This window comes from Romboutsia sp. BSD2780061687b_171204_C1 (assembly GCF_015560225.1).
Taxonomy (GTDB): domain Bacteria; phylum Bacillota; class Clostridia; order Peptostreptococcales; family Peptostreptococcaceae; genus Romboutsia_C; species Romboutsia_C hominis.
Genome location: NZ_JADMRK010000001.1, coordinates 308,350 through 329,064 on the forward strand (window position 1 = coordinate 308,350; position 20,715 = coordinate 329,064).

Annotated in this window: 20 protein-coding genes and 1 other annotated feature; of the genes, 16 read left to right on the top strand and 4 right to left on the bottom strand. The window is 26.1% G+C overall.

Going from position 1 to position 20,715, the window contains the following annotated elements:
• Positions 1-17: 17 nt before the first annotated feature.
• From cspC (I2H23_RS01585) to cspC (I2H23_RS01600), 4 genes are all read left to right on the top strand, one after another.
• On the top strand, positions 18-1,703 hold the full coding sequence (gene cspC / locus I2H23_RS01585; protein WP_195236911.1) for a bile acid germinant receptor pseudoprotease CspC: 1,686 nt from the start codon (positions 18-20) through the stop codon (positions 1,701-1,703).
• A gap of 54 nt (positions 1,704-1,757) precedes the next feature.
• The gene (locus I2H23_RS01590; RefSeq protein WP_092926787.1) at positions 1,758-1,952 is read left to right on the top strand and encodes a CDIF630_02480 family spore surface protein; all 195 of its coding nucleotides are present in this window, start codon (positions 1,758-1,760) and stop codon (positions 1,950-1,952) included.
• Between the two features lie 117 nt (positions 1,953-2,069).
• The gene (locus I2H23_RS01595) at positions 2,070-3,755 is read left to right on the top strand and encodes a S8 family peptidase (RefSeq protein WP_195580912.1); all 1,686 of its coding nucleotides are present in this window, start codon (positions 2,070-2,072) and stop codon (positions 3,753-3,755) included.
• 21 nt (positions 3,756-3,776) lie between these two features.
• Positions 3,777-5,459: a bile acid germinant receptor pseudoprotease CspC gene (gene cspC, locus I2H23_RS01600; protein WP_195580913.1), complete on the top strand. Its 1,683-nt coding sequence runs from the start codon at positions 3,777-3,779 to the stop codon at positions 5,457-5,459.
• A gap of 36 nt (positions 5,460-5,495) precedes the next feature.
• On the opposite strand, the gene I2H23_RS01605 is transcribed toward cspC (I2H23_RS01600), so the two are convergent.
• Positions 5,496-5,888, bottom strand: a complete 393-nt coding sequence (locus I2H23_RS01605; RefSeq protein ID WP_195580914.1) for a hypothetical protein — start codon at positions 5,886-5,888, stop codon at positions 5,496-5,498.
• A 138-nt stretch (positions 5,889-6,026) separates the two neighbouring features.
• Positions 6,027-6,259 (top strand) — a binding site (T-box leader).
• Between the two features lie 94 nt (positions 6,260-6,353).
• Between I2H23_RS01605 and asnS the strand changes: the two genes are divergently transcribed.
• From asnS to I2H23_RS01645, 8 genes are all read left to right on the top strand, one after another.
• On the top strand, positions 6,354-7,754 hold the full coding sequence (gene asnS / locus I2H23_RS01610; protein WP_195580915.1) for an asparagine--tRNA ligase: 1,401 nt from the start codon (positions 6,354-6,356) through the stop codon (positions 7,752-7,754).
• 158 nt (positions 7,755-7,912) lie between these two features.
• Positions 7,913-8,101 (top strand): ferredoxin, encoded by a 189-nt coding sequence (locus tag I2H23_RS01615; RefSeq protein WP_092926779.1) that lies wholly within the window; start codon positions 7,913-7,915, stop codon positions 8,099-8,101.
• A gap of 224 nt (positions 8,102-8,325) precedes the next feature.
• A complete protein-coding gene (locus I2H23_RS01620; protein ID WP_092926777.1) occupies positions 8,326-8,508 on the top strand; it encodes a hypothetical protein in 183 nt (60 codons plus the stop codon).
• A 65-nt stretch (positions 8,509-8,573) separates the two neighbouring features.
• A complete protein-coding gene (locus I2H23_RS01625) occupies positions 8,574-8,867 on the top strand; it encodes a rhodanese-like domain-containing protein (protein WP_092926775.1) in 294 nt (97 codons plus the stop codon).
• An 87-nt stretch (positions 8,868-8,954) separates the two neighbouring features.
• Entirely contained in the window at positions 8,955-10,295 is a 1,341-nt protein-coding gene (locus I2H23_RS01630; RefSeq protein WP_195580916.1) for a hypothetical protein, read from the top strand.
• A 19-nt stretch (positions 10,296-10,314) separates the two neighbouring features.
• Positions 10,315-10,770, top strand: a complete 456-nt coding sequence (locus I2H23_RS01635) for a double zinc ribbon domain-containing protein (protein ID WP_092926772.1) — start codon at positions 10,315-10,317, stop codon at positions 10,768-10,770.
• A 90-nt stretch (positions 10,771-10,860) separates the two neighbouring features.
• Entirely contained in the window at positions 10,861-11,607 is a 747-nt protein-coding gene (locus I2H23_RS01640) for a nitroreductase family protein (RefSeq protein WP_207741681.1), read from the top strand.
• Between the two features lie 87 nt (positions 11,608-11,694).
• Positions 11,695-12,552 carry an alpha/beta hydrolase gene (locus tag I2H23_RS01645; protein WP_195580917.1) on the top strand — a complete coding sequence of 286 codons (858 nt, stop codon included), beginning with the start codon at positions 11,695-11,697 and terminating at the stop codon, positions 12,550-12,552.
• A 38-nt stretch (positions 12,553-12,590) separates the two neighbouring features.
• Here I2H23_RS01645 and I2H23_RS01650 read toward each other — a convergent pair whose 3' ends face one another.
• Positions 12,591-14,180: an oligosaccharide flippase family protein gene (locus I2H23_RS01650; protein ID WP_092926767.1), complete on the bottom strand. Its 1,590-nt coding sequence runs from the start codon at positions 14,178-14,180 to the stop codon at positions 12,591-12,593.
• Positions 14,181-14,345: 165 nt separating this feature from the next.
• Here I2H23_RS01650 and uvsE point away from each other — a divergent pair, with 165 nt between their 5' ends.
• Positions 14,346-15,305 carry a UV DNA damage repair endonuclease UvsE gene (gene uvsE, locus I2H23_RS01655; protein WP_092926765.1) on the top strand — a complete coding sequence of 320 codons (960 nt, stop codon included), beginning with the start codon at positions 14,346-14,348 and terminating at the stop codon, positions 15,303-15,305.
• A 91-nt stretch (positions 15,306-15,396) separates the two neighbouring features.
• Here the strand turns inward: uvsE and I2H23_RS01660 are convergent, their stop codons facing one another.
• The gene (locus I2H23_RS01660; RefSeq protein ID WP_092926763.1) at positions 15,397-15,945 is read right to left on the bottom strand and encodes a TetR/AcrR family transcriptional regulator; all 549 of its coding nucleotides are present in this window, start codon (positions 15,943-15,945) and stop codon (positions 15,397-15,399) included.
• A gap of 224 nt (positions 15,946-16,169) precedes the next feature.
• On the opposite strand from I2H23_RS01660, the gene I2H23_RS01665 reads away from it, so the two are divergent.
• From I2H23_RS01665 to I2H23_RS01675, 3 genes are all read left to right on the top strand, one after another.
• Positions 16,170-17,003 (top strand): DegV family protein, encoded by an 834-nt coding sequence (locus I2H23_RS01665; protein WP_092926761.1) that lies wholly within the window; start codon positions 16,170-16,172, stop codon positions 17,001-17,003.
• Positions 17,004-17,118: 115 nt separating this feature from the next.
• Positions 17,119-17,751, top strand: a complete 633-nt coding sequence (locus tag I2H23_RS01670; RefSeq protein WP_092926759.1) for a hypothetical protein — start codon at positions 17,119-17,121, stop codon at positions 17,749-17,751.
• A gap of 70 nt (positions 17,752-17,821) precedes the next feature.
• Positions 17,822-18,676, top strand: coding sequence for a RelA/SpoT domain-containing protein (locus tag I2H23_RS01675; RefSeq protein WP_207733503.1), 855 nt, complete (start codon positions 17,822-17,824; stop codon positions 18,674-18,676).
• A 30-nt stretch (positions 18,677-18,706) separates the two neighbouring features.
• Here the strand turns inward: I2H23_RS01675 and I2H23_RS01680 are convergent, their stop codons facing one another.
• Positions 18,707-20,653, bottom strand: coding sequence for a sensor histidine kinase (locus I2H23_RS01680; protein ID WP_092926755.1), 1,947 nt, complete (start codon positions 20,651-20,653; stop codon positions 18,707-18,709).
• Positions 20,654-20,715: the final 62 nt, after the last annotated feature.

The following is a 20,715-nucleotide window of genomic DNA, read 5'->3' on the forward strand; positions in this document are numbered from 1 at the left end:
TAGGGAGTAAAATCACTGTGGAAAAATCTTATATTATAGTGTATCAAGGTAGTTTAGATGAAGTAATAAATGATTTATTAAAAAATCAAATAGAAAAATATATAATATTAAATGATACTATATTAGTAATATATGTTCCTATAGATTTTGATGAATTAAAATTAACTAAAATAGATACTATTGCATGGTGGCAAAATTCAGCTCCAATGAGTTCATTAATAGATATAACAAATAATATGAGTGAAGGAGAAAGTACTACTAGCGCTGCTGGAACTGATTATATTTATAAAAATCCGTATATAAATATTACAGGAAAAGGTATATTAATAGCTATAATAGACTCTGGAATAGATTACTTACACCCAGATTTTATAAATTTAGATGGTACAACAAGGATAGTATCGATATGGGACCAAGAAAGTATGAAAAAAAATCCTCCAAAAGGATTATTATATGGAAGTGAATTTACAAGAGATGAAATAAATCAAGCTATAAAAGAAAATGATGATACGTTAACTAAAGATAATATGGGTACAGGAACAATGGCAGCTGGAATTGCATCAGGTAATGGAAGGTTAAATAGAGAATATAAAGGTGTGGCCGTAGATAGTGAACTAATAATAGTAAAACTTAGAGAATACAAAGATAGATACAAAAAAGGTACAACAAATTATGAAAAAACAGATTTTTTAGCTGCAATAAAGTATGTTTTAGATATAGCTAAAAAAGAGAAAAAAGAATTAATAATAAATCTTACAGTAGGTCTTATGTCAAAATCAATAGTAAATCTTACTATGTTAGAAACATTTTCGGATATAGATAAACCAGGAATTATAGTAGTAAGTGGTGCAGGAAATGAAGGAAATACAGATATACATTATCAAGGAATAATTACATCTTTAGAAGAAAAAAATGATATAACAATTCAAGTAGGAGAACAGTTAAATTTAGACATAACAATAGTGGCAGTTGGTCCAGATAAGATTGGGGCATCAATAATATCTCCAGGCGGAGAAGTAAGCTATCAAATAATGTATTCTCCAGATTTTTACGTATATAGAGGAAAGTTTAACTTAGAAGACACAGCCTATGAAATGAAATTTACTTATCCATGGCTAGAATCAGGACATCAAGAATTAATAATAAGACTACTAGACGTTAAGCCTGGTATATGGAATGTAAGACTTGCACCTGAATTTATAATTAGAGGTGAGTATGATTTATATTTGCCAAATAAAAATTTAATGTCTGAAAATACTAGATTTCTAGATCCAGATTCAGTAGCAACTCTAACTATGTATGCAACACAAGAAAGTGTAATAACAATAGGTGGATACAATGGAAGGACTGATAGCCTATGGATAGGTTCATCAAAAGGACCTGTAAAAAATGGGGGGATAAAACCAGATATAATAGCGCCATGTGTTGATATAATTTCCACATACAAAGACAAGTCATATAATACAGCGACAGGTACTGGAGTAAGTTCATCAGTAGTAAGTGGAGTATTAGCATTAATGATGGAGTTTATAAAAGAACAAACTAATGAGTATGAAGAAGCATTATATACTCAACAGTTAAAAACATATTTAATGCTTGGTGCGACTAAGAATGAGATATATACATTCCCAAATGTATCTCAAGGATATGGAGTTTTAAATCTCAAAGATACCATTATTTCTATTTCAAATAACTTTGAATAAAGCGTATTTTATAAGAAATAATGCAAAAACTAAAAATGAAAAGAGGTGATAGTTTTGCAAAATGAAAAAAGTAAAGCATTAAGTGGAGAAAATAACAAAAGATTAAAATCAAATAGGCCAACAAATCAAGAGAGCACAGCTGCTTGGGCAAATACACAGGAACTACAAGAAGTAACTAATGTATCAATCCCATCTTTAAATAATGTAGAAAATGCTAAAGAGTGGGTTGATAATGGAAGTAGATTATAATAAAAAAAGTATGCTTTAAGAATTTAAAGCATACTTTTTTATAAAGATGATTAAAAAATTTTATTTAGAAACTTTTAATAATAAAATATTGACATATATGGGGGTGATATAAATACTATGAAAAAAGAATTTAGAGCAAATTACACTTTAGTAGGAAATGTGATTTATGGAGAAGGTTTTGAAGATGATTTAAAAAAATTTGGAGATAAATTTAAGTTTGAAAAAATTTCAGAAAACTTTGGAATATTATTCGCGGAGAATAATGAACTTAATGGTATTAGTGATATTAGTGATATTAGTGATGTTATTGATATAAAATCGTTATATAGATTAGAACCTAGTATTCGATTAGCATCATTAATAAATATAAATCTAGGAACTTTTAATGGTGTTGTGGCTAACGAAGATATAGGTGCAAATTTTATTAAAGATAACCCTAATATATCAATAAGTGGCAAAGGAGTTATAATTGGTATTGCAGATTCTGGGATTGATTATCTACATCCAGATTTTATATATCCAGATAAAACATCTAAAATTTTATATCTATGGGATCAAACAAAAGAAGGAAAAGCACCAAATGGATTTTATATAGGTACAGAATATAACAGAGAAGATATAAATAAAGCAATTTTAGAAGAAGATGCTTCTTTATCAGTAGATGAAGAAGGTACAGGAACCATGATAAGTGGAATATGCACAGGATTAGGAAATATAAACCCTAAGTATAAAGGAGTAGCAGAAGAATCAGATCTAATAATAGTAAAATTAAAGAAAATAGAAAATGATTATAATAATGGCTATTTAATAGCGGCCATGGAATATATGTATCAAAAAGCGAGACAAGAAAGAAAACCTCTTGTTAATAATGTTTCTTTGGGAAATAATAGTTTAGTAGGGATGAGCTCTAGGCTTTCTACAGATAAGTTGTTTTTTGAGCATGGATTATGCCAAGTAATAGCAGTAGGAAATGAAGGTAATACACAGACGCATGCATCAGGAAAAATTGAATTCAATGGGGAAACACAAGATGTAGAGATAGACGTAGAGGAAGATGAGGAAATTTTAAATATAGAGTTATGGGTAAATAGACCAGATAAAATCGATTTATATATAATATCTCCAAGTGGAGATGAAAGTAAGGTTGCTTTTGTTTCTGATTACAATATTATAAGTGGATTATTTAACTTAGAAAATACTAGATACACAATATCTTTTTCGTATCCATTTTCTTACTCAGGCCAGCAAAGAACAGTAATAAATTTAATTGATGTTAAAAGAGGAATTTGGAAAATTAGATTAATAGGAGCATATATAACAAATGGAATATATAATATGTACCTAGAAAATAGAAAATTCATCAAACCAGGAACTAAATTTTCAAAGAGTGACCCATCAAGTACAATAAACTATCCATCTACATTAGATGATGTAATAAGTGTAGGAGCATATGATACTATAAATAATAGTCTATGGGCACCATCATCAAGAGGACCTACCATAGAATCATTGTTAAAGCCAGATATAGTAGCACCTGGCGTAAATATAATAGGTCCATATATAAATAAAACATATGCAACAGGGACAGGAACTGGCATAGCATCGGCATACACATCAGGAGCAGTCGCATTATTTCTTCAATATATACAAGTAAATGGGAATTATGAAAATAAAGCATTCGTACAAAAGATAAGAACATATCTAACTGCAGGAGCTAGAAGAAATCAAGATGTTGTATATCCTAATTATAGTTATGGATATGGAGAGTTAGATATAAGAGGATTGTTTGAACAATTAAGGTAATTTTAGGGAGAATATATTTATATGGAAAAATCATATGTGATTGTTTATGATAATTTAGAACGTTTAGAGACTGATTTAAATTTATATAACATAGATAAATATATTATATTAAATAATCAAATAGCATCAATTTATGTTGATGAAAGTTTTGAAGAAGAGACATTAAAAAGTATAAAAAGCATATCAGATTGGATACCATCAGTACCTATGAGTTCATTAATTGATATAACTGATAATTTAGAAAGTGGAATAAGTGTAAAAATAGCATCAGGTATTGATTATGTTGATAAAAACCCATATATAAAAACATCAGGAAAAGGATGTATAATTACAATTATAGACTCTGGCATAGACTATCTACATCCTGATTTTATAAACTCAGATGGTACTACAAAAATAGTATCTATATGGGATCAAGAAAGTCAAATGGGGAACCCTCCAATAGGATTATTATTTGGAAGCGAGTTTAAAAAAGATATTATAAATGAGTATATAAGAAATAGTGATCCAAGTTTAAGTAAAGATAATATTGGAACTGGTACTGTGGCTTCAGGAATAGCATGTGGCAGGGGAAACTTAAATAGAGAATACAAAGGGGTAGCAGTAGATAGTGAATTATTAGTAATAAAGCTAAAATCATATAAAGATACTTATAAAGAAGGAAAAATTAATTATGAACTATCAGACTTCTTAGCAGGAGTAAAATATGCTATAGATATAGCTAGAAAAGAAGAAAAAAACATGATCATTAATTTAACTTTAGGGGAAAGATCAAGGTCTGTAGTAGTAGCTACATTACTAGATACTTTTAATGATTTAAGAGGAAGGGGTGTAATAGTAGTTAGTGGGGCAGGAAACGAAGGAAATACTGATATACACTACCAAGGAAAAATAAATAGTATAGATGATATTCAAGATATACCAATTCAAGTTGGAGAGCAAATAAACTTAGATATAACATTAAGTGTTGCAGGTCCTGATAAAATAGCAGCTTCAATAATATCACCATCAGGTGAAATAAGCTATAAAGTTGTATATGCTCCAGATGATTATACATATAAAGGTAAATTTAATATAGAAGATACATCTTATGAAATTAGATATCTATATCCTTGGATAAAATCAGCGACTCAAGAATTAACAATAAAATTAAATAATGTTAAACCAGGAGTATGGACTTTAAGGTTATTTCCAGAATTTATTATAGATGGATTGTACGATGTGTATTTACCCAATAAAAACTTAATCTCTAATGAAACTAGATTTACAGATCCAAATTCATTTGTAACCATAACTTTGTTTGGTGCAATTTCAAATGCAATAACTATAGGAGCCTATGATGATAAGATTGATAGTGTATGGATAGGTTCATCAAAAGGCCCAGTAAGAGGTAGACCTATAAAGCCAGATTTATTAGCACCAGGGGTTGATATAATATCTCCATCTAAAAATGGAAGCTATACCACATCAACGGGTACAGGAGTAAGCAGTTCTATGGTAAGTGGAGTTGTAGCTATACTTATGGAATATATAACAAGTCAAAGTGCATTTAGCCGAAATTTATTATTCACAGAAGTTTTAAAAACTTACTTAATGCTTGGAGCAAGAAAAAAAGATCTATATATATATCCAAATGTAACAAGAGGTTATGGGGTACTTGATTTAAAAAACACATTTATACAATTAGCTAAAATATTAAGATGAGTAGACCTATTTTAATAGGTCTACATAAAATATAAATTATTCACTAGGAACGAGTATATAATCACCATAAGATATTTGATAATCTTTGGAAATGGTATCAGGATTTTCATTAAGAGCTACTAATCTAAAATATTCAATATTCTCAATATCAGAATTATAAATTTTTATTATATCGTCTAAAGTCTCGCCGGATAAAACTAAGTGTTTAACTAGTATCCTATCTTTCATAACTTTATCATATGCTTTTTTATAGGCTACTTTAGATAGTTTTGAAAAAAATGAAACATTCTCTACTAAATAATCTTTAGCTCTATCTAGGGAAGTTATGTAATTATAAATAGATGAGCGTATGATATTAGAAGAATATTCTTTATCAACTGATGGTGATATAAATGTTATTATAAATAAAAATATAAATAGATATTTCAAGCAATGCACCTCCTAGCTAATATTATTGATAAATAAATATAGTATTAAACATTTGTGATAATTATTTAGAAAATAAATTATTGACTAAAAAAATATAAGTTGGTATAATCTTTTTAAATAGTTGAAATAATATAACAATAATAGACTGTGAAGAGAAGAGTAAATATAAAAGGTAGTCATAGCGAGTTGAGGATGGTGAAAGCTCAATACGAAGTTTATATTGAATAACATCTCGGAGTTTCTAACCGAAATCTTGAAAGAGAGTAGACTTAGACGGGAAGTCCCGTTATAGACTATAAGCAATGCTTACTAAGAGGCCAATTTTGGCAATTAGGGTGGTACCGCGAGAGCAACAGCCTTTCGTCCCTTTTTATGGGAATGAAGGGCTTTTTTAATACAAAATAATAAATATTTTAGCAATAAATAAAATAAGTAATATAAAAAATAAAATATGGAGGAAACAAAATGCAAAAAGAATTTATAGAAATCAAAGAATTGTACAGAAAAAAAGAAGAGTATGTAGGTAAAACTGTAAATGTAGCTGGATGGATAAGATTATCTAGAGCATCTAAAAACTTTGGATTTATAGAGTTAAACGATGGAAGTTTCTTTAAGAATATGCAAATAGTAATAGCTGAAGATAAATTAGAGAATTTCAAAGAAATATCTAAATTACCAATAAGTTCATCAATACTTGTAGAAGGAGAATTAGTATCAACAGAAGGTGCTAAACAACCAGTTGAAATACATGCTACTAAAGTAGTAGTAGAAGGAGAATCAGATTCTTCATATCCATTACAAAAGAAAAGACATACATTAGAGTATCTAAGAACAATAGCTCACTTAAGACCAAGAAGTAACACTTTCTCTGCTGTATTTAGAGTAAGAAGTTTAGCAGCATACGCTATACATAAGTTCTTCCAAGATAGAAACTTCGTGTATGCACATTCTCCAATCATAACAGGAAGTGACTGTGAGGGTGCAGGAGAAATGTTTAGAATAACTACTATGGATTTAAACAACATACCTAAGAATGAAGAAGGAGATATAGACTATTCTAAAGACTTCTTTGGGAAAGAAGCTAACTTAACAGTTAGTGGTCAATTAAATGCAGAAATAATGGCACTTGCATTTAGAAATGTTTATACATTTGGACCAACTTTTAGAGCTGAAAACTCATTTACTCAAAGACATGCATCAGAATTCTGGATGATAGAACCTGAAATATGTTTTGCAGACTTAGAAGACAATATGGAACTTGCTGAAGACATGATAAAATACGTAATAAACTACGTAATGGAAAATGCTCCAGAAGAAATGGAATTCTTCAATAACTTTATAGACAAAGGATTATTAGATAGATTAAACAACGTAGTAAACTCTGAATTTAAGAGACTTACTTATACAGATGCTGTTAAAATGTTACAAGAAAGCGGACATGAATTTGAATACCCAGTTAATTGGGGAGATGATCTTCAAACAGAACATGAAAGATATTTAACAGAACAAATATTTAAAGCTCCAGTATTTGTTACTGATTATCCAAAGGACATAAAAGCATTCTATATGAGAATGAATGAAGATGGAAAGACTGTTAGAGCAATGGATTTATTAGTTCCAGGAGTAGGAGAAATAGTTGGAGGTTCTCAAAGAGAAGAAAGAGAAGAAAAACTATTAGAAAGAATAGAAGAAATGGGATTAAACAAGGAAGATTACTGGTGGTACTTAGAACTTAGAAAGTTCGGAACAGCTACTCACTCAGGATTTGGACTAGGATTTGAAAGAATAATAATGTACATGACAGGAATGTCTAATATAAGAGACGTAATACCATTCCCAAGAACTCCTAAAAATGCTGAATTCTAATATTTATATATTAAAGCACTAGACTTATGTTTAGTGCTTTTTATATTATAATAATACTTAAAAAATAAATAAAAAATTAGTTATATAAAAAAATCTGTTTAGACCATCACAATATGGATATATACATAATGTAAACAAATTAAATAGGAGGCTTTAAAATGAAAGCATTTGTAGATAAAGACGTATGTATAGGATGTGGAGCATGTGTAGGAATATGCCCAGAAGTATTTGATATGGATAATGATGGATTAGCAGTAGCTATAGAAGGAGAAATAAGTGAGGATTTACAAGAAAGTGCACAAGAAGCATGTGAAGGATGTCCAGTAAGTGCAATAACAATTGAATAGTAAAATTAAAAGCTTAGGGAATATCCTAAGCTTTTAATTTTATTATTCGGCTTTAAATCGAATTATCTACACGTTACTAAATATAAGCGAACTTTATATACAGAAAAATTTAACAAATTATCTAAATAATATATGAGTAGTATAAGTCCTAATTTAATAAAATATAGAAAAATAGATTATATTTTATGTTATAATTATTAATCATAATAAAAATTGGAGGCAAAATGATAAAGATACTTGACAATATAATGTTGATAATAGATATTTTATTAATTATATATTTTTATAACTATGCAGTTGATACAACAGATATAGTTCAAAGGCTTATAAGTTGTGCAGCTATAACTATGGAAATATCATTTATAATAAGACATATTAAGCTTATGAAATCTAGAAAAGTTAATTAATACAATGTTTTTAACAAAATATTCAGGGTATTAAATAGATAGATTAAAGATTTAAGGAGGATAATATGGCTTATATAAATATAGATAATAAAAAATTAAAAGAATTAATGAAAAAAGAGGATACTATATTAATTGATATAAGGACAAGGGAAGAATATGAAGAGAATAATATAGAAAACTCTATAAATATACCATTAAATAATTTATTATTTGAGATAGATGAATTAGAAGAGTACAAAGAAAAAAATGTTATTGTTTACTGTAGAAGTGGACATAGAAGTATAACAGCATGTAATCTACTTCATATGGAAGGATTCAACAAATTATATAATTTAGAAAAGGGAATAATTGGATTGTAAACTCTAGCTTTTAGCTAGAGTTTTATAGTATACTTGATAATATGAGTATAGCAATAAATAAGTTAAATGCTTGTATTGGAGGTAAGAATGAATACAGAAGAAAAATATAGTAATTATTCAAAAGAGGATGGGAAAATCTTAAATAAAATTTCAAATTATTATAGACTAGAAATAAATAATGAAATGAATTGTTCTAAGTGCCATACTGAAAGTAAATATGGAAGTAATTATTGTAAACAATGCGGCAATGAGCTTTTTAAAGTAGTAGATAAAAACTTATTTAATATAGGAGAAAAAAGTAAATTTAATATCAATAATATAAAAAGCTATGCTAGTAGCACTAATATATTTATAACCTCTGTATCATCTATATTGATTTTATTTATTTTATCTGTAATTTTTAATGGTATGATGGATATAAGTTTAGGAAAATTAGGGATTAGTATAAGTCCACTTCATACAATGCTAGGTATGAATTTAGGTAGTATTAATATAACATCATCATCTTTAATAGGTGTAGGTGAAGTAAGCGTACATTTAGGAGTAATATCTTTATTAATAGCACCTATAATATCCTTAGTTATAAGTAATATATTATTTATGAAAAATAAAAGTAACACACCTAATGAACTTATTATAAATTCTATAGGGGTTGGAATAGTTTACGCTTTATTTATGGCAGTTATAAGTATGATATCAAAAATTGAATTAAACTCATATGATATGATGAACATAGCTACTTTATTTAAAGTAAAGTTTACTACAACAAGTATATTTATAAATAGCTTTTTAATAGGATTTTTATCTACATTTACTATAGGATATAAAAAAAGAATAGGCAAAGAAAACATATATATAAATATATTTAAAAAAGTTATAAATATATTTATAATAGGTTACATATTAGTATTTATAATTGTTGGTATACTTACTATATCCGATAGTACATATTTATACGAGTTTGGTATATCTGAATATATGAAATATATAAACACAGGAATAATTGTAAGTCAATTATCTGTTTATATGTGGGGATTTGCAAATTTAATTCCTATGGTTATAGGTGATTATACAATATCTATATTTAATATATTTAATTCTGATTTATTTTTTGATACTAAGATTATATTTATAATAGTATTTATATTAGTAAGTCTTATAATATTAATAGCTGGATGTAATTTAAAGAAAAATTTTAAAAATAATGATAAAAATGTATTGCTTATATTTAGTACAATGTATTCTTTTATTATGGTATTAATATCTATGTTAAGTAAAATTGATGTTGGTGTGGGAATGTTAACTACAAATGCAAATAATCATAATGTTATTACATTTGGATTACCTATTATAATTACAATTATAAGTTCATTTATATACAGCTATATATTAGCCTTTATAGGATATAAACTTTATAATTTTGAATAAGTATAATTGGAGGATAAATATGGAAAATTTACAAGAGAAAATAGAAGGTGAAGTATCAAAGATTAAAGATAAAGTAGATTTAATAAAAGAAAAAAATAGTATAAATAAGATTATAAATGAAAATCAAGAATTAAAAGCAAGGTTATTTTTAGATATGGGAATATTACTTTATGATAAGATAAGAAAAAATGAAATCGTAGATACTGACTTTGATGAAATAAGTAATGATATAGTAAAAATAGATAAAATAATATATGAAAATATGAAAATAATAGAAGAACTGAATAAATCTATGAAAGAGAGTATATGCGAGTGTGGGAACACAATAAGTAAAGGTGCTAAGTTCTGTGCAGAATGTGGCAAAAAGGTAGAACTTGAGCTAGAAGAAAAAGAATATATAACTTGTGAAATATGTAATATGAATATAGATATAGATTCCATATATTGCACATGTTGTGGAAATAAAATAAATTAAAAAATAAGCATCACGTAAATTTTACGTGGTGCTTATTTTTTATTAATATAAATTGCATATAGATATATAATTATATAGGGAGGGGATATTATGAATGAAGTAATAAATACTATAAATAAAAGAGTGTCATTAAGAAGATACAAGGATAAAATGATAGAGAAAGAACATTTAGATTTAATAATAAATAGTGCAATAAAAGCGCCAACAGCAGGAAATATGATGATGTATTCTATTATAAAGATAACAAATAAAAATACTAAAGAATTATTAAGTAAAACTTGTGATAATCAACCATTTATAAAAAATGCACAAGTAATATTATTATTTTTAGCAGATATGAGAAAATGGTTTGACTATTTTAAGATATGTGATATTAAAGGTATAAAAACACCAGGAATAAATGATTTTATGTTAGGAGTAAATGATGCTATAATAGCATGTCAAAATGCAGTTTTAACTGCTGAAAGCCTAGGTATAGGAAGTTGCTATATAGGAGATATTATGGAAAATTATGAAAAGCATAAAGAAATATTAGATTTACCAAGCTATACATTCCCAGCTTGTATGATAACACTAGGCTATTATCCTGATAATTTTAAAAAGATTTATAGAGATAGATTTGAAAAAGAATATGTTGTTTTTGAAGAAAAATACCAAAGATTAAATGAAGATGATTTAAATAAAATGTATAAATATAAAGAAGAAAAAATGATAAAAAATAACCAAAAAAATGCTAAAAACTTTGGTGAATTAATATACAAAAATAAAATTAGTTCAGAATTTTCAATAGAAATGGATAGGTCTATAAAAGAGTGGATAAAAGATTTTACTGGATAGTTTAATAAAAAATAGTTACTTAATTTAATGAAAATATACTTTATATATGATAAACTATAATAGTATTTTGAGTTATGGAGGGAGCATATGGGAAAAGACAGAAAAGAAAGAATATCAGACGATACTTTTAGCATAACTATGGAATTAGAAAGACCACTAATAATAGATCAGATAAATAAGCATACTGAACAAAAGGAAAAAGAATTAAGAAGAAAAAATATCAAAAGAAAAATACTTATAACAATTTCTATAATGTTAGGAATATCACTTTTAGGATTTTTTATATGGATAGGAAATACATATGAACCAGGAACATTGGCAAAAGAAGCGTTAATAAGTGATAAGAAGGTAGAAGTTAAAATAGATAAAAATATAGTGTTTACTCCAAAAAATAAGGATGTAACTAAAGGGTTTATATTTTATCCAGGGGCTAAAATAAATCCAGAAGCTTATGCACCAATATGCAAAGAGATATCAGAGGCTGGGTATGAAGTAGTTATATTAAAAATGCCACTTAATATAGCTTTTCTTGGAGAAAATGAAGCTAGTAAAGTAATGAAGGAATATAAAAATATAACACATTGGGTAGTAGGAGGACATTCTTTAGGGGGAGTAGTTGCTTCAAGCTTTGCAGCTGAAAACAACTTAGTAGATGGAGTTGTATTACTTTCATCATATCCTATGACTGATAAGTTAAGAAATATGACAAAAGACGTATTGTCTATATGGGGAAGTAAGGATGGTGTAGTAAACTTTGAATCACTAATAGATTCTAAAAAAGATTTACCCAACAATACTACTTATGTAGAAATAGAAGGTGCTAATCATTCCTATTTTGGAGATTATGGACTTCAAAATGGAGATAATGAAGCATTAATAAGTGAAAAAGAGCAAATTAACAAAACTGCTAAGAGTATAATTAAATTCTTAAAAGAGATAAATTAAAATAAAAATACTATAGGATTCCTATAGTATTTTTATTTTTACATATTATTGTAAAATTTATAAAAACCTACGTCACTAATTTTAGTAGGATTTATATCCTTTCTAAAAGCATTTATAAACCACATAACATCATTTTTTCTTATAGATTTAAATAATATTAAAAATATAAAATAAAACAAAATAACTAGTAATACTTGTGGTATAATTAGAGTCTTTATATTTGTGACATCAAAAATATATTTTACTATAGTAGCAGACAAAGTAACAGATATGGCTGGTTTAAAAATCCAATCACCTATAAGAAACTCAAGTTTTGTAACTTTTAATAGTTTATTTATACTTAAAGTTGCATTTAGTAAAGTACCAACAAATAATACTAATATAAAACCTTCAATACCCTTTTTAGGGATTACAAAAAATATTAATGCAATTCTAACACTCATATCTATAAGGTTATATTTTAATGTACTAACTTGTTGGTCAAGAGCATTTAAACTACCATCAACAACTCTATCTAGATACATAAAAGGTATCAAAGGAGCAAGAATTCTCATCATATCTCCAACTTTAGCGCTATTATATATAGTAATGCCCATTTCTTTAGAGTATATAATAAAAAGTCCTGATGCAAACACTGCTATCATAAGTGTAAATTTAAAAACTCTAGATATTATACTATTTACTCGATTAGTTTGATTAAGTGCTTTAGCTTCGGCTATTTCAGGTATTATTAGCGTAGAAAACGAAGCTAAAAATATAGATGGAAAGCAGAGAATAGGAAGTACCATACCCTTAATCATACCAAATATAGATAAAGAAGCAGAAGTAGTAGAACCAAATTGTCTAAGAGCATTTGGTATTAAAATATCTTCTAAAGTCCTAAGGCCTGTTTGTATATAAGCGCTACAAGCAATAGGAAAAGCTATTTTGGAGATAGTCAATAAACTACAATTAGAACTAGTACTATCAATGCGCCTAAATCCGGATTTTTTTTCAAATAAATATAGAATGTAAGAATAAACAGCTGCTAGTATATTAGCCACAGTCATAGCTATAGCTACTAAAATACAAGTATAATCAAGACCTTTAGGCAAATATAAACCTAAAAAAGTTATTATTATTATCATTGATGAAGATACTTCAAGAATATCTGAAGTTATACTTTTTACAATTTTTCTCATTCCATAGAAATATCCATGAAGACAAGAGCAAATACCGATAAAAGGTAAACTTAAAGCTAATATTTTTAGAGGGAATATAGTTCTTTCATCTCCGATAAATTTTATAGCTATAAACTCTGAACTATTGTAAATTATAAATGTAGTTAAAGAACTAAAGAAAAGACTATATACAAAGGCTCTATTCATAATTTTTTTTATATTAGCTCTGTTATTTTTTCCAAGTTCTTCAGCTATAAGCCTAGTGGTAGTTACTCTAATACCAGATATGGCAAAAGTAGAAGTCATTATATGAATACTCATTATAAGCTGATATAACCCCATACCTTCAGCACCAATTTCATTAGAAATATACACTCGAAATCCAGTATTTATAAATCCCAGTGTAACGGTGGTAAACGTTAAAATAAACGCATTTATTAAAAGTTTTCTTCTTTTAACTATGTTCATAAAATTTATCTCCTCATTAAGTTAATATATAGTCTATAAAAATAATTATATTAATATAGACATGTATATATATATGAAAAATTAATAGTAAATATTATCTATTAATAAAATTAAAAAAAAAGCAAAAATTAATAGTAAATATAAAAGATGATAAGGAGAATAGATATGAGAATAAGGCTAGGATATGTTGCTATAGCACTTAATTTACCAAAAGTAACTTCATCAAGTACTCTTACATTTAAAAGATATTCTAGTATGAATAGTGATGAAGAAAGATTGAACAAATTAAAAAAAGTAACATATTCAAATATAATTGATTTAGAGAAAATATTAAAATATAATATAAAAAATAATATACACTTTTATAGAATAACTTCAAATCTTATACCATTAGCAACTCATCCAGAAGTTATGTGGGACTATAGAAAGTATTTTAAAAAAGATTTTGAATATATAGGTAAGATCATAAATGATAATAACTTAAGAATTGATATTCATCCAGACCAATTTAATGTAATAAATACTGATAGAGAAAGTGTATTTTTAAATACATCTAAGAATTTAACTATGCAAGCTAATTTTTTAGAAGATATAAATTGTAAGGATGCTAAGATGGTTATTCATATTGGTGGAGCAAAGGGAGAAAAAGAAAAAGCTATAGAAAGATTTATAGAAAATTTTAATAAACTTCCAGTTATAGTTAAAAATAAGTTAATCTTAGAAAATGACGATAAAATATTTACTGTAAAAGATGTTTTGTATATATGTAAAATACTGAATTTACCTATGGTTTTAGACATACATCACCATAATTGTAACAATAATGGTGAAAATATAGATAGATTGTTAAATGATATATTTAATACGTGGAAAAATGAAAAATTGCAACCTAAGATACATTTTTCTACGCCTAGAGAATTTGAAAATGATAGAAGACATTCTGATTATATAGATGCTAAAGAATTCTTAAAGTTTATATATTTAATAAAAGATAATGTAAATAAGGATGTAGATGTAATGATAGAGGCTAAGAAAAAAGATTTAGCACTACAAAGATTAGTGAGTGATATAAAAAATCTAGACAAGCTTATAGTATTTGAAGACGAGAGTACTATTATACTATAATGTAAGATTATTTTCTTAATATAAAAACAGTATTTTAAATATAGGAAAATCACTATTATATAAAAAAGACATCTTAAATTTAAGATGTCTTTTATATAAAACGACTAACTAAAAAGTTAGCTATAGATTCATATGGTATCTTTTCAGTTTTTAATAAACCTTGTACAACTAAACCATCTATTATAGATACTAGTAAAAAAGAAAGGGCTTCTGCATCTTTTTTATTAGTTTTTATAAGCTCTGATTTAATAGTATTTCTCCATTCAATATATTTAAGTTTTATTTCTTCTCTTAAATTATCATTACTAGTTATAGCCTCACAAAGTATATACATGTGAATTCTGCCTCTTCCTTCAATAGTTGATATTTTATCCATTATAAGATTTATCATTTGCTCGTTAGAAGCATCAGAATCTATATTACATACGCAATCAAGAGCAGCATTTGTAATAGCCATTAAATGCATGTTGGCTATATCTGATATTAAATCATCTTTAGAAGAATAATGATAATACAAAGTTCCTTTACTTATATCAACAGATTTTGCTATATCTGCTAGACTTGTATTTTTAATACCATTTTTAATCATCAAATCTGTTGCAGTAAGCAAAATATTTTCTTTCATATTATTTGGTTTCATGTGATATCCCTTTCAAATACTACTATTATAACAAGTAAATTATAATATCATAAAATTTTATTGTCAATAAATCATATAATTGAGAAGATCTCAATAATATATTTTAACTATTGACTTTTATATATAGTAAATATACAATGAAAATATAAATCAGTCAACCGACCGACTGATTTATATTTTTAATATTATGGTGAATTTAAAAATAATAAAGTGAGGAAAGATCTATGAAAAGGGTAAAAATAATAACAGATAGCTCATGTGATTTAAATAAAGATACAATAGAAAAATATGATATAGGCATAGTAAAACTTAATGTTTCTTTTGGAGAAGATGTTTATGAAGATGGAGACATAGAAAAAAGTGAATTTTATAAAAGGATGGACAATTCTAATGAACTTCCAAAAACTTCTTGTCCATCTCCTGAAAAGTTTGTAAAGCATTATGACTGCAAGGAAGAGGAAATTTTAGTACTTACATTAACATCTAAATTATCAGCTACATACTCAACAGCATTGCTTGCTAAAAATATGTTTTTAGAAGAAAACAACAAAAAGATTGAAATAATAGATACATTAAATGGCTCAATTGGTCAAGGATTATTAGTTGTTAAAGCATGTGAATTAGCAGAGGAAGGGAAATCTCTTGAGGAAATAGTTAGTGAAATTGAAAAATTAAAAAATGAAGTTATATTTTTTGGAGCACTAGATACTCTAGAAAATGCTATAAAGGGAGGAAGAGTAAATCCTTTAGCTGGGAAAATAATAAATGTGCTTAATTTTAAGATTATAATACAGGTAATAGATGGTGTAGTTAAACCAGTAGATAAAGCAAGAGGAGATAATAATTGTATAAAAAAAGTAATAGATAGTGTAAGTAAATATATAAATGATGATAAAAAATCATTAGCAATAGCACATTCGAATTGTATAGAAAAAGCAGAAAAAATAAAAGAGATAATGAAAGATAAATATGATTTTAAAAATATAACTATAAGTGAAGTTGGATCAGTTATGGGAACATATACTTCAAAAGGTGCAATACTTATAAGCATATTATAGTAGCTCAAAATATAAATAGTATTAAATAAATTAAAGGACTTACTCATATGAGTAAGTTCTTTTTTGTTTTATACTCCTATAAAATTGTAAAAATACTATTTTTAGGGGGGAGCATATGGAAACTTTAGATATTAAGATAAATAAAATGAAACAATATATAAATACTAAAGACATAAGTGCTATAAACAAACTAAAACTTAGTGTGATTAAAGATAATAATAAATACAATTTAAATGAAGATGATTTTAAATATATTGATGAGTATAATTACTATGTTAAATTTTTAAGAAATTTAAAAAGGTATATAAAATCAAATGATAAAAAAAATATAATAATTAAAGAATATAAAGATAATTTAGATAGACTAATGTATATTATCATTAGTATAGATATAAATACTATATCTGTAGGTATACCTGTGAATATACAAACATTAAGTGGCAGTAAAAATAAGGCATATATGGAATGTGTATACTATCAATACAAAGAAAGATCTAGTTTATACATAAATAATTTTAGAGCTATTAAATCAAAAAAAGGATATGGTAGAAAGATACTTATTAATTTAAAAGATATAATTAGAGATATTAATAAGGTACTTAAAGAGAATAATCTAAAGGAAATAAAAATTATAGAAGGTCTATTAGTAGCAGATGAGAATATTATAAGTGAAAAGGATTTAAGAAATTTATATAAAAAATATGGATTTATTATAGACAATCAAAATAATATATCTATTAGCCTATAGAAAGATTGCTTACAAATAAAGTTTTTTATAGGTTATAATATTATTTATACGAACTTAAGTGGAGGCTGAAATGATTAATAAAACAGACTTTTTAAATAGTTACAATATAAGTGAAGATTTTTTAATTGAAAATAATATAAATTGGAATGATCTAGTAGATATATATGAGGACTTTAAAAATTATAGAAAAAGTTATGAAACGCAAGCTGAATTAATAGCAAATATATTAAGGGCACATAAAAAAGTACACTCAGTTAAAACTAGGGTTAAAGATGAAGAACACTTATTAGAAAAAGTAATAAGAAAAACACCAGACAGAAGAAAAAAGTATGGAGAAGATTTTAATTTTACTGTATCAAACTATAAACAAGAAATAACAGATTTATTAGGAATAAGAGTTATACATATATTTAAGGAAGATTGGAAAGAAATACATGATTTTATAAGCCTTATGTGGCGTGTTAATGAAATAGTAGCAAATGTTAGAGAAGGGGATAATACTAAGCAATTTGAAGAATTGGGTATAGAAGTGTGTTCAAGAATATCAGGGTATAGGTCAGTACATTATCTTATAGAATCTTACCCTACGACGCAAAAAGTTATATCTGAGATACAAGTTAGAACTATATTTGAAGAAGGATATGGAGAAATAGATCATCAACTTAGATATTCATTAAGCGAAATACCAGAGTTATTAGAACAAAATTTAATGTTATTAAATAGAATAGCAGGAAGTTCTGATGAAATGGCGTCTCTTATAAATATGTTAAGTAAAAGTTTTGATGAAATGGACATAAGAAAATCTAGACTAGATATAAAAAAAGAGAAATTGTTAGCACTAAAAAAGAAAATAGAAGTTAATAAAGAAATAAGTGACACTAAGAAATTAGAGCTTATAAGAGATATAGATGAAATTTTAATATAATAAAAGATACAAGTTTTAACTTGTATCTTTTTATTTAAATATATCAGATAGTTCAATGCTAGCACCATCTAAGTTAGAAGGTATTTCTAAATCATCACCAGTAGTTAATGTAGAATTTATAGGTAATGATACTATAAAAGAGGATCCTTCACCTAATTTTGAGTTAACACTTATAGTACCTTGGTGAAGTTTTACAAATGATTTAACAATAGAAAGTCCTATTCCACTTCCTTCATTTTGTCGGGTAAATACACTATCTATTTGAGTAAACTTTTCAAATATTTTATTTAAGTTAGCCTCATCTATACCAACACCATTATCTTGAACTATAAAATTAAAATTATTTTCATCTGAAATTATTGTTGCAAATATATCTTCTCCTTCACTTGAAAATTTGATAGCATTTGAAAGAAGGTTTAGTACTATCCTTTCAATTTTTTCAGGATCAACACACATATTAAGTTCTTCTATATTAGTGTCAAATATTATATTTAGTTTCTTAGATTTAGCATAAGGAATTACAGATAAAACAGTATTTTCTATAAATGATATTATATCGATATTTTTAAGTTTTAAGTTATAAAACCCACAGTCAAACTTAGCTACGTCGATAACATTATTTATAAGTCTAATGAGTCTATTTGAATTTTGAGAAATAATATTTAAGTTGCTAAGTATTTTATCATCATTATGTAAAGTTTCTTTAGATAATAATATACTTAAAAGTTGATTAGCTGATGAAATAACAGTAACTGGTGTCCTAAGTTCATGACTTATATTAGCTATAAAATTACTTTTTGCAATATTAGCATCCTCAGCAATCTTTTTAGATTTATTTAATTCCTCTTTATGTTTTGAAGTTTTATGGGCATGTATAAGTAAAGCAATTATTATACATACTAGTCCAATTAAAGTCAAAGTAACAGGAAAAATAAGTTCCTTATGTTTTTCAAAAAATGGAATGGGTTTATTTATTATTATTGAGTTTTTTGGAAGCTTATTTTTTGGTATATTATATTTAACTAAATTATCATAATTAAAACACCATACATTAGCCTCATCACTGGTTATAAGTTGTTTTGTATTTACTTTATCATCTAATATCGATTTAAGTAATTTACTTGCAAGAGTAGATTGTTCATAATGACTTACTACTTTCCCACCAACCATATTATCATAAAGATTATAGTTTAAGGTTGTAAACATAGGTGCATCTATATACTTAGAGATTGTTTCAACTGATTCATATATATATAAGTCTTTAGGTGAGTTGATTATATATGGATGTAGATACAAAACAACATCTTTATTTTTATCTATATTAGATAGCTTAGATAAAAAGGATTCATCAATTTTATCGGGTATTACAATATTTTTATAATTAAAATTTTTGTATTTAGATTTAAAGCTATAAAATTCATCAATCTCTTTTTTATACTTACTTTCATCACCACTTATTAAGATTAAGTTTTTATTTTCATTAAATAAATTATGTATTAGATTTAAATTTTCTGATATAGATGGCTTTTCAATAACACCCCCATTTATATTACTCTCCATTGCCCTTTTTATATTATCTTCATCTGAAATACCAAGAAATACCACAGCAGTATTTTTAAATAACTCTAAATTATTTAGTGCAAAATCTAAAGCAGCATCGTCCCCGAGAATAATGCCATCATATTTTCTATAATTTTTAGTTTTAAATTTTATTAAATTATAGAAATTTTTTCTGAATTCTTCATCATTAAATTTTTTTATATCCATATATTCTATTTGAACTTCGTAGTTACTATCGATAGAATCACAGATACCATTTAATTGGTCATCAAATGTTATAAAACTTGGAGAGTATGAACTGATGAATAATACATTTTTTGTTGAAATTGCATTTGTATTTGTAGTATTTAGACAAAATAAAACTATTAATGTAGGTAATATTAAATACCTAAAATTATTTTTAACTTTATTCAACATTTTTATACACCCTTTTGAAAAAAATTGTAATTATATAGAAATTATAGCAGAAAAAAGTATAA

What these genes read in the sequence shown, in the direction of transcription:
- I2H23_RS01595 (WP_195580912.1), top strand. Translation starts at nt 2,070, where the DNA reads ATGAAAAAAGAATTTAGAGCAAATTACACTTTAGTAGGAAATGTGATT.
- cspC (WP_195580913.1), top strand. Translation starts at nt 3,777, where the DNA reads ATGGAAAAATCATATGTGATTGTTTATGATAATTTAGAACGTTTAGAG.
- asnS (WP_195580915.1), top strand. Translation starts at nt 6,354, where the DNA reads ATGCAAAAAGAATTTATAGAAATCAAAGAATTGTACAGAAAAAAAGAA.
- I2H23_RS01615 (WP_092926779.1), top strand. Translation starts at nt 7,913, where the DNA reads ATGAAAGCATTTGTAGATAAAGACGTATGTATAGGATGTGGAGCATGT.
- I2H23_RS01620 (WP_092926777.1), top strand. Translation starts at nt 8,326, where the DNA reads ATGATAAAGATACTTGACAATATAATGTTGATAATAGATATTTTATTA.
- I2H23_RS01625 (WP_092926775.1), top strand. Translation starts at nt 8,574, where the DNA reads ATGGCTTATATAAATATAGATAATAAAAAATTAAAAGAATTAATGAAA.
- I2H23_RS01630 (WP_195580916.1), top strand. Translation starts at nt 8,955, where the DNA reads ATGAATACAGAAGAAAAATATAGTAATTATTCAAAAGAGGATGGGAAA.
- I2H23_RS01635 (WP_092926772.1), top strand. Translation starts at nt 10,315, where the DNA reads ATGGAAAATTTACAAGAGAAAATAGAAGGTGAAGTATCAAAGATTAAA.
- I2H23_RS01640 (WP_207741681.1), top strand. Translation starts at nt 10,861, where the DNA reads ATGAATGAAGTAATAAATACTATAAATAAAAGAGTGTCATTAAGAAGA.
- I2H23_RS01645 (WP_195580917.1), top strand. Translation starts at nt 11,695, where the DNA reads ATGGGAAAAGACAGAAAAGAAAGAATATCAGACGATACTTTTAGCATA.
- I2H23_RS01650 (WP_092926767.1), bottom strand. Translation starts at nt 14,180, where the DNA reads ATGAACATAGTTAAAAGAAGAAAACTTTTAATAAATGCGTTTATTTTA.
- uvsE (WP_092926765.1), top strand. Translation starts at nt 14,346, where the DNA reads ATGAGAATAAGGCTAGGATATGTTGCTATAGCACTTAATTTACCAAAA.
- I2H23_RS01660 (WP_092926763.1), bottom strand. Translation starts at nt 15,945, where the DNA reads ATGAAACCAAATAATATGAAAGAAAATATTTTGCTTACTGCAACAGAT.
- I2H23_RS01665 (WP_092926761.1), top strand. Translation starts at nt 16,170, where the DNA reads ATGAAAAGGGTAAAAATAATAACAGATAGCTCATGTGATTTAAATAAA.
- I2H23_RS01670 (WP_092926759.1), top strand. Translation starts at nt 17,119, where the DNA reads ATGGAAACTTTAGATATTAAGATAAATAAAATGAAACAATATATAAAT.
- I2H23_RS01675 (WP_207733503.1), top strand. Translation starts at nt 17,822, where the DNA reads ATGATTAATAAAACAGACTTTTTAAATAGTTACAATATAAGTGAAGAT.
- I2H23_RS01680 (WP_092926755.1), bottom strand. Translation starts at nt 20,653, where the DNA reads ATGTTGAATAAAGTTAAAAATAATTTTAGGTATTTAATATTACCTACA.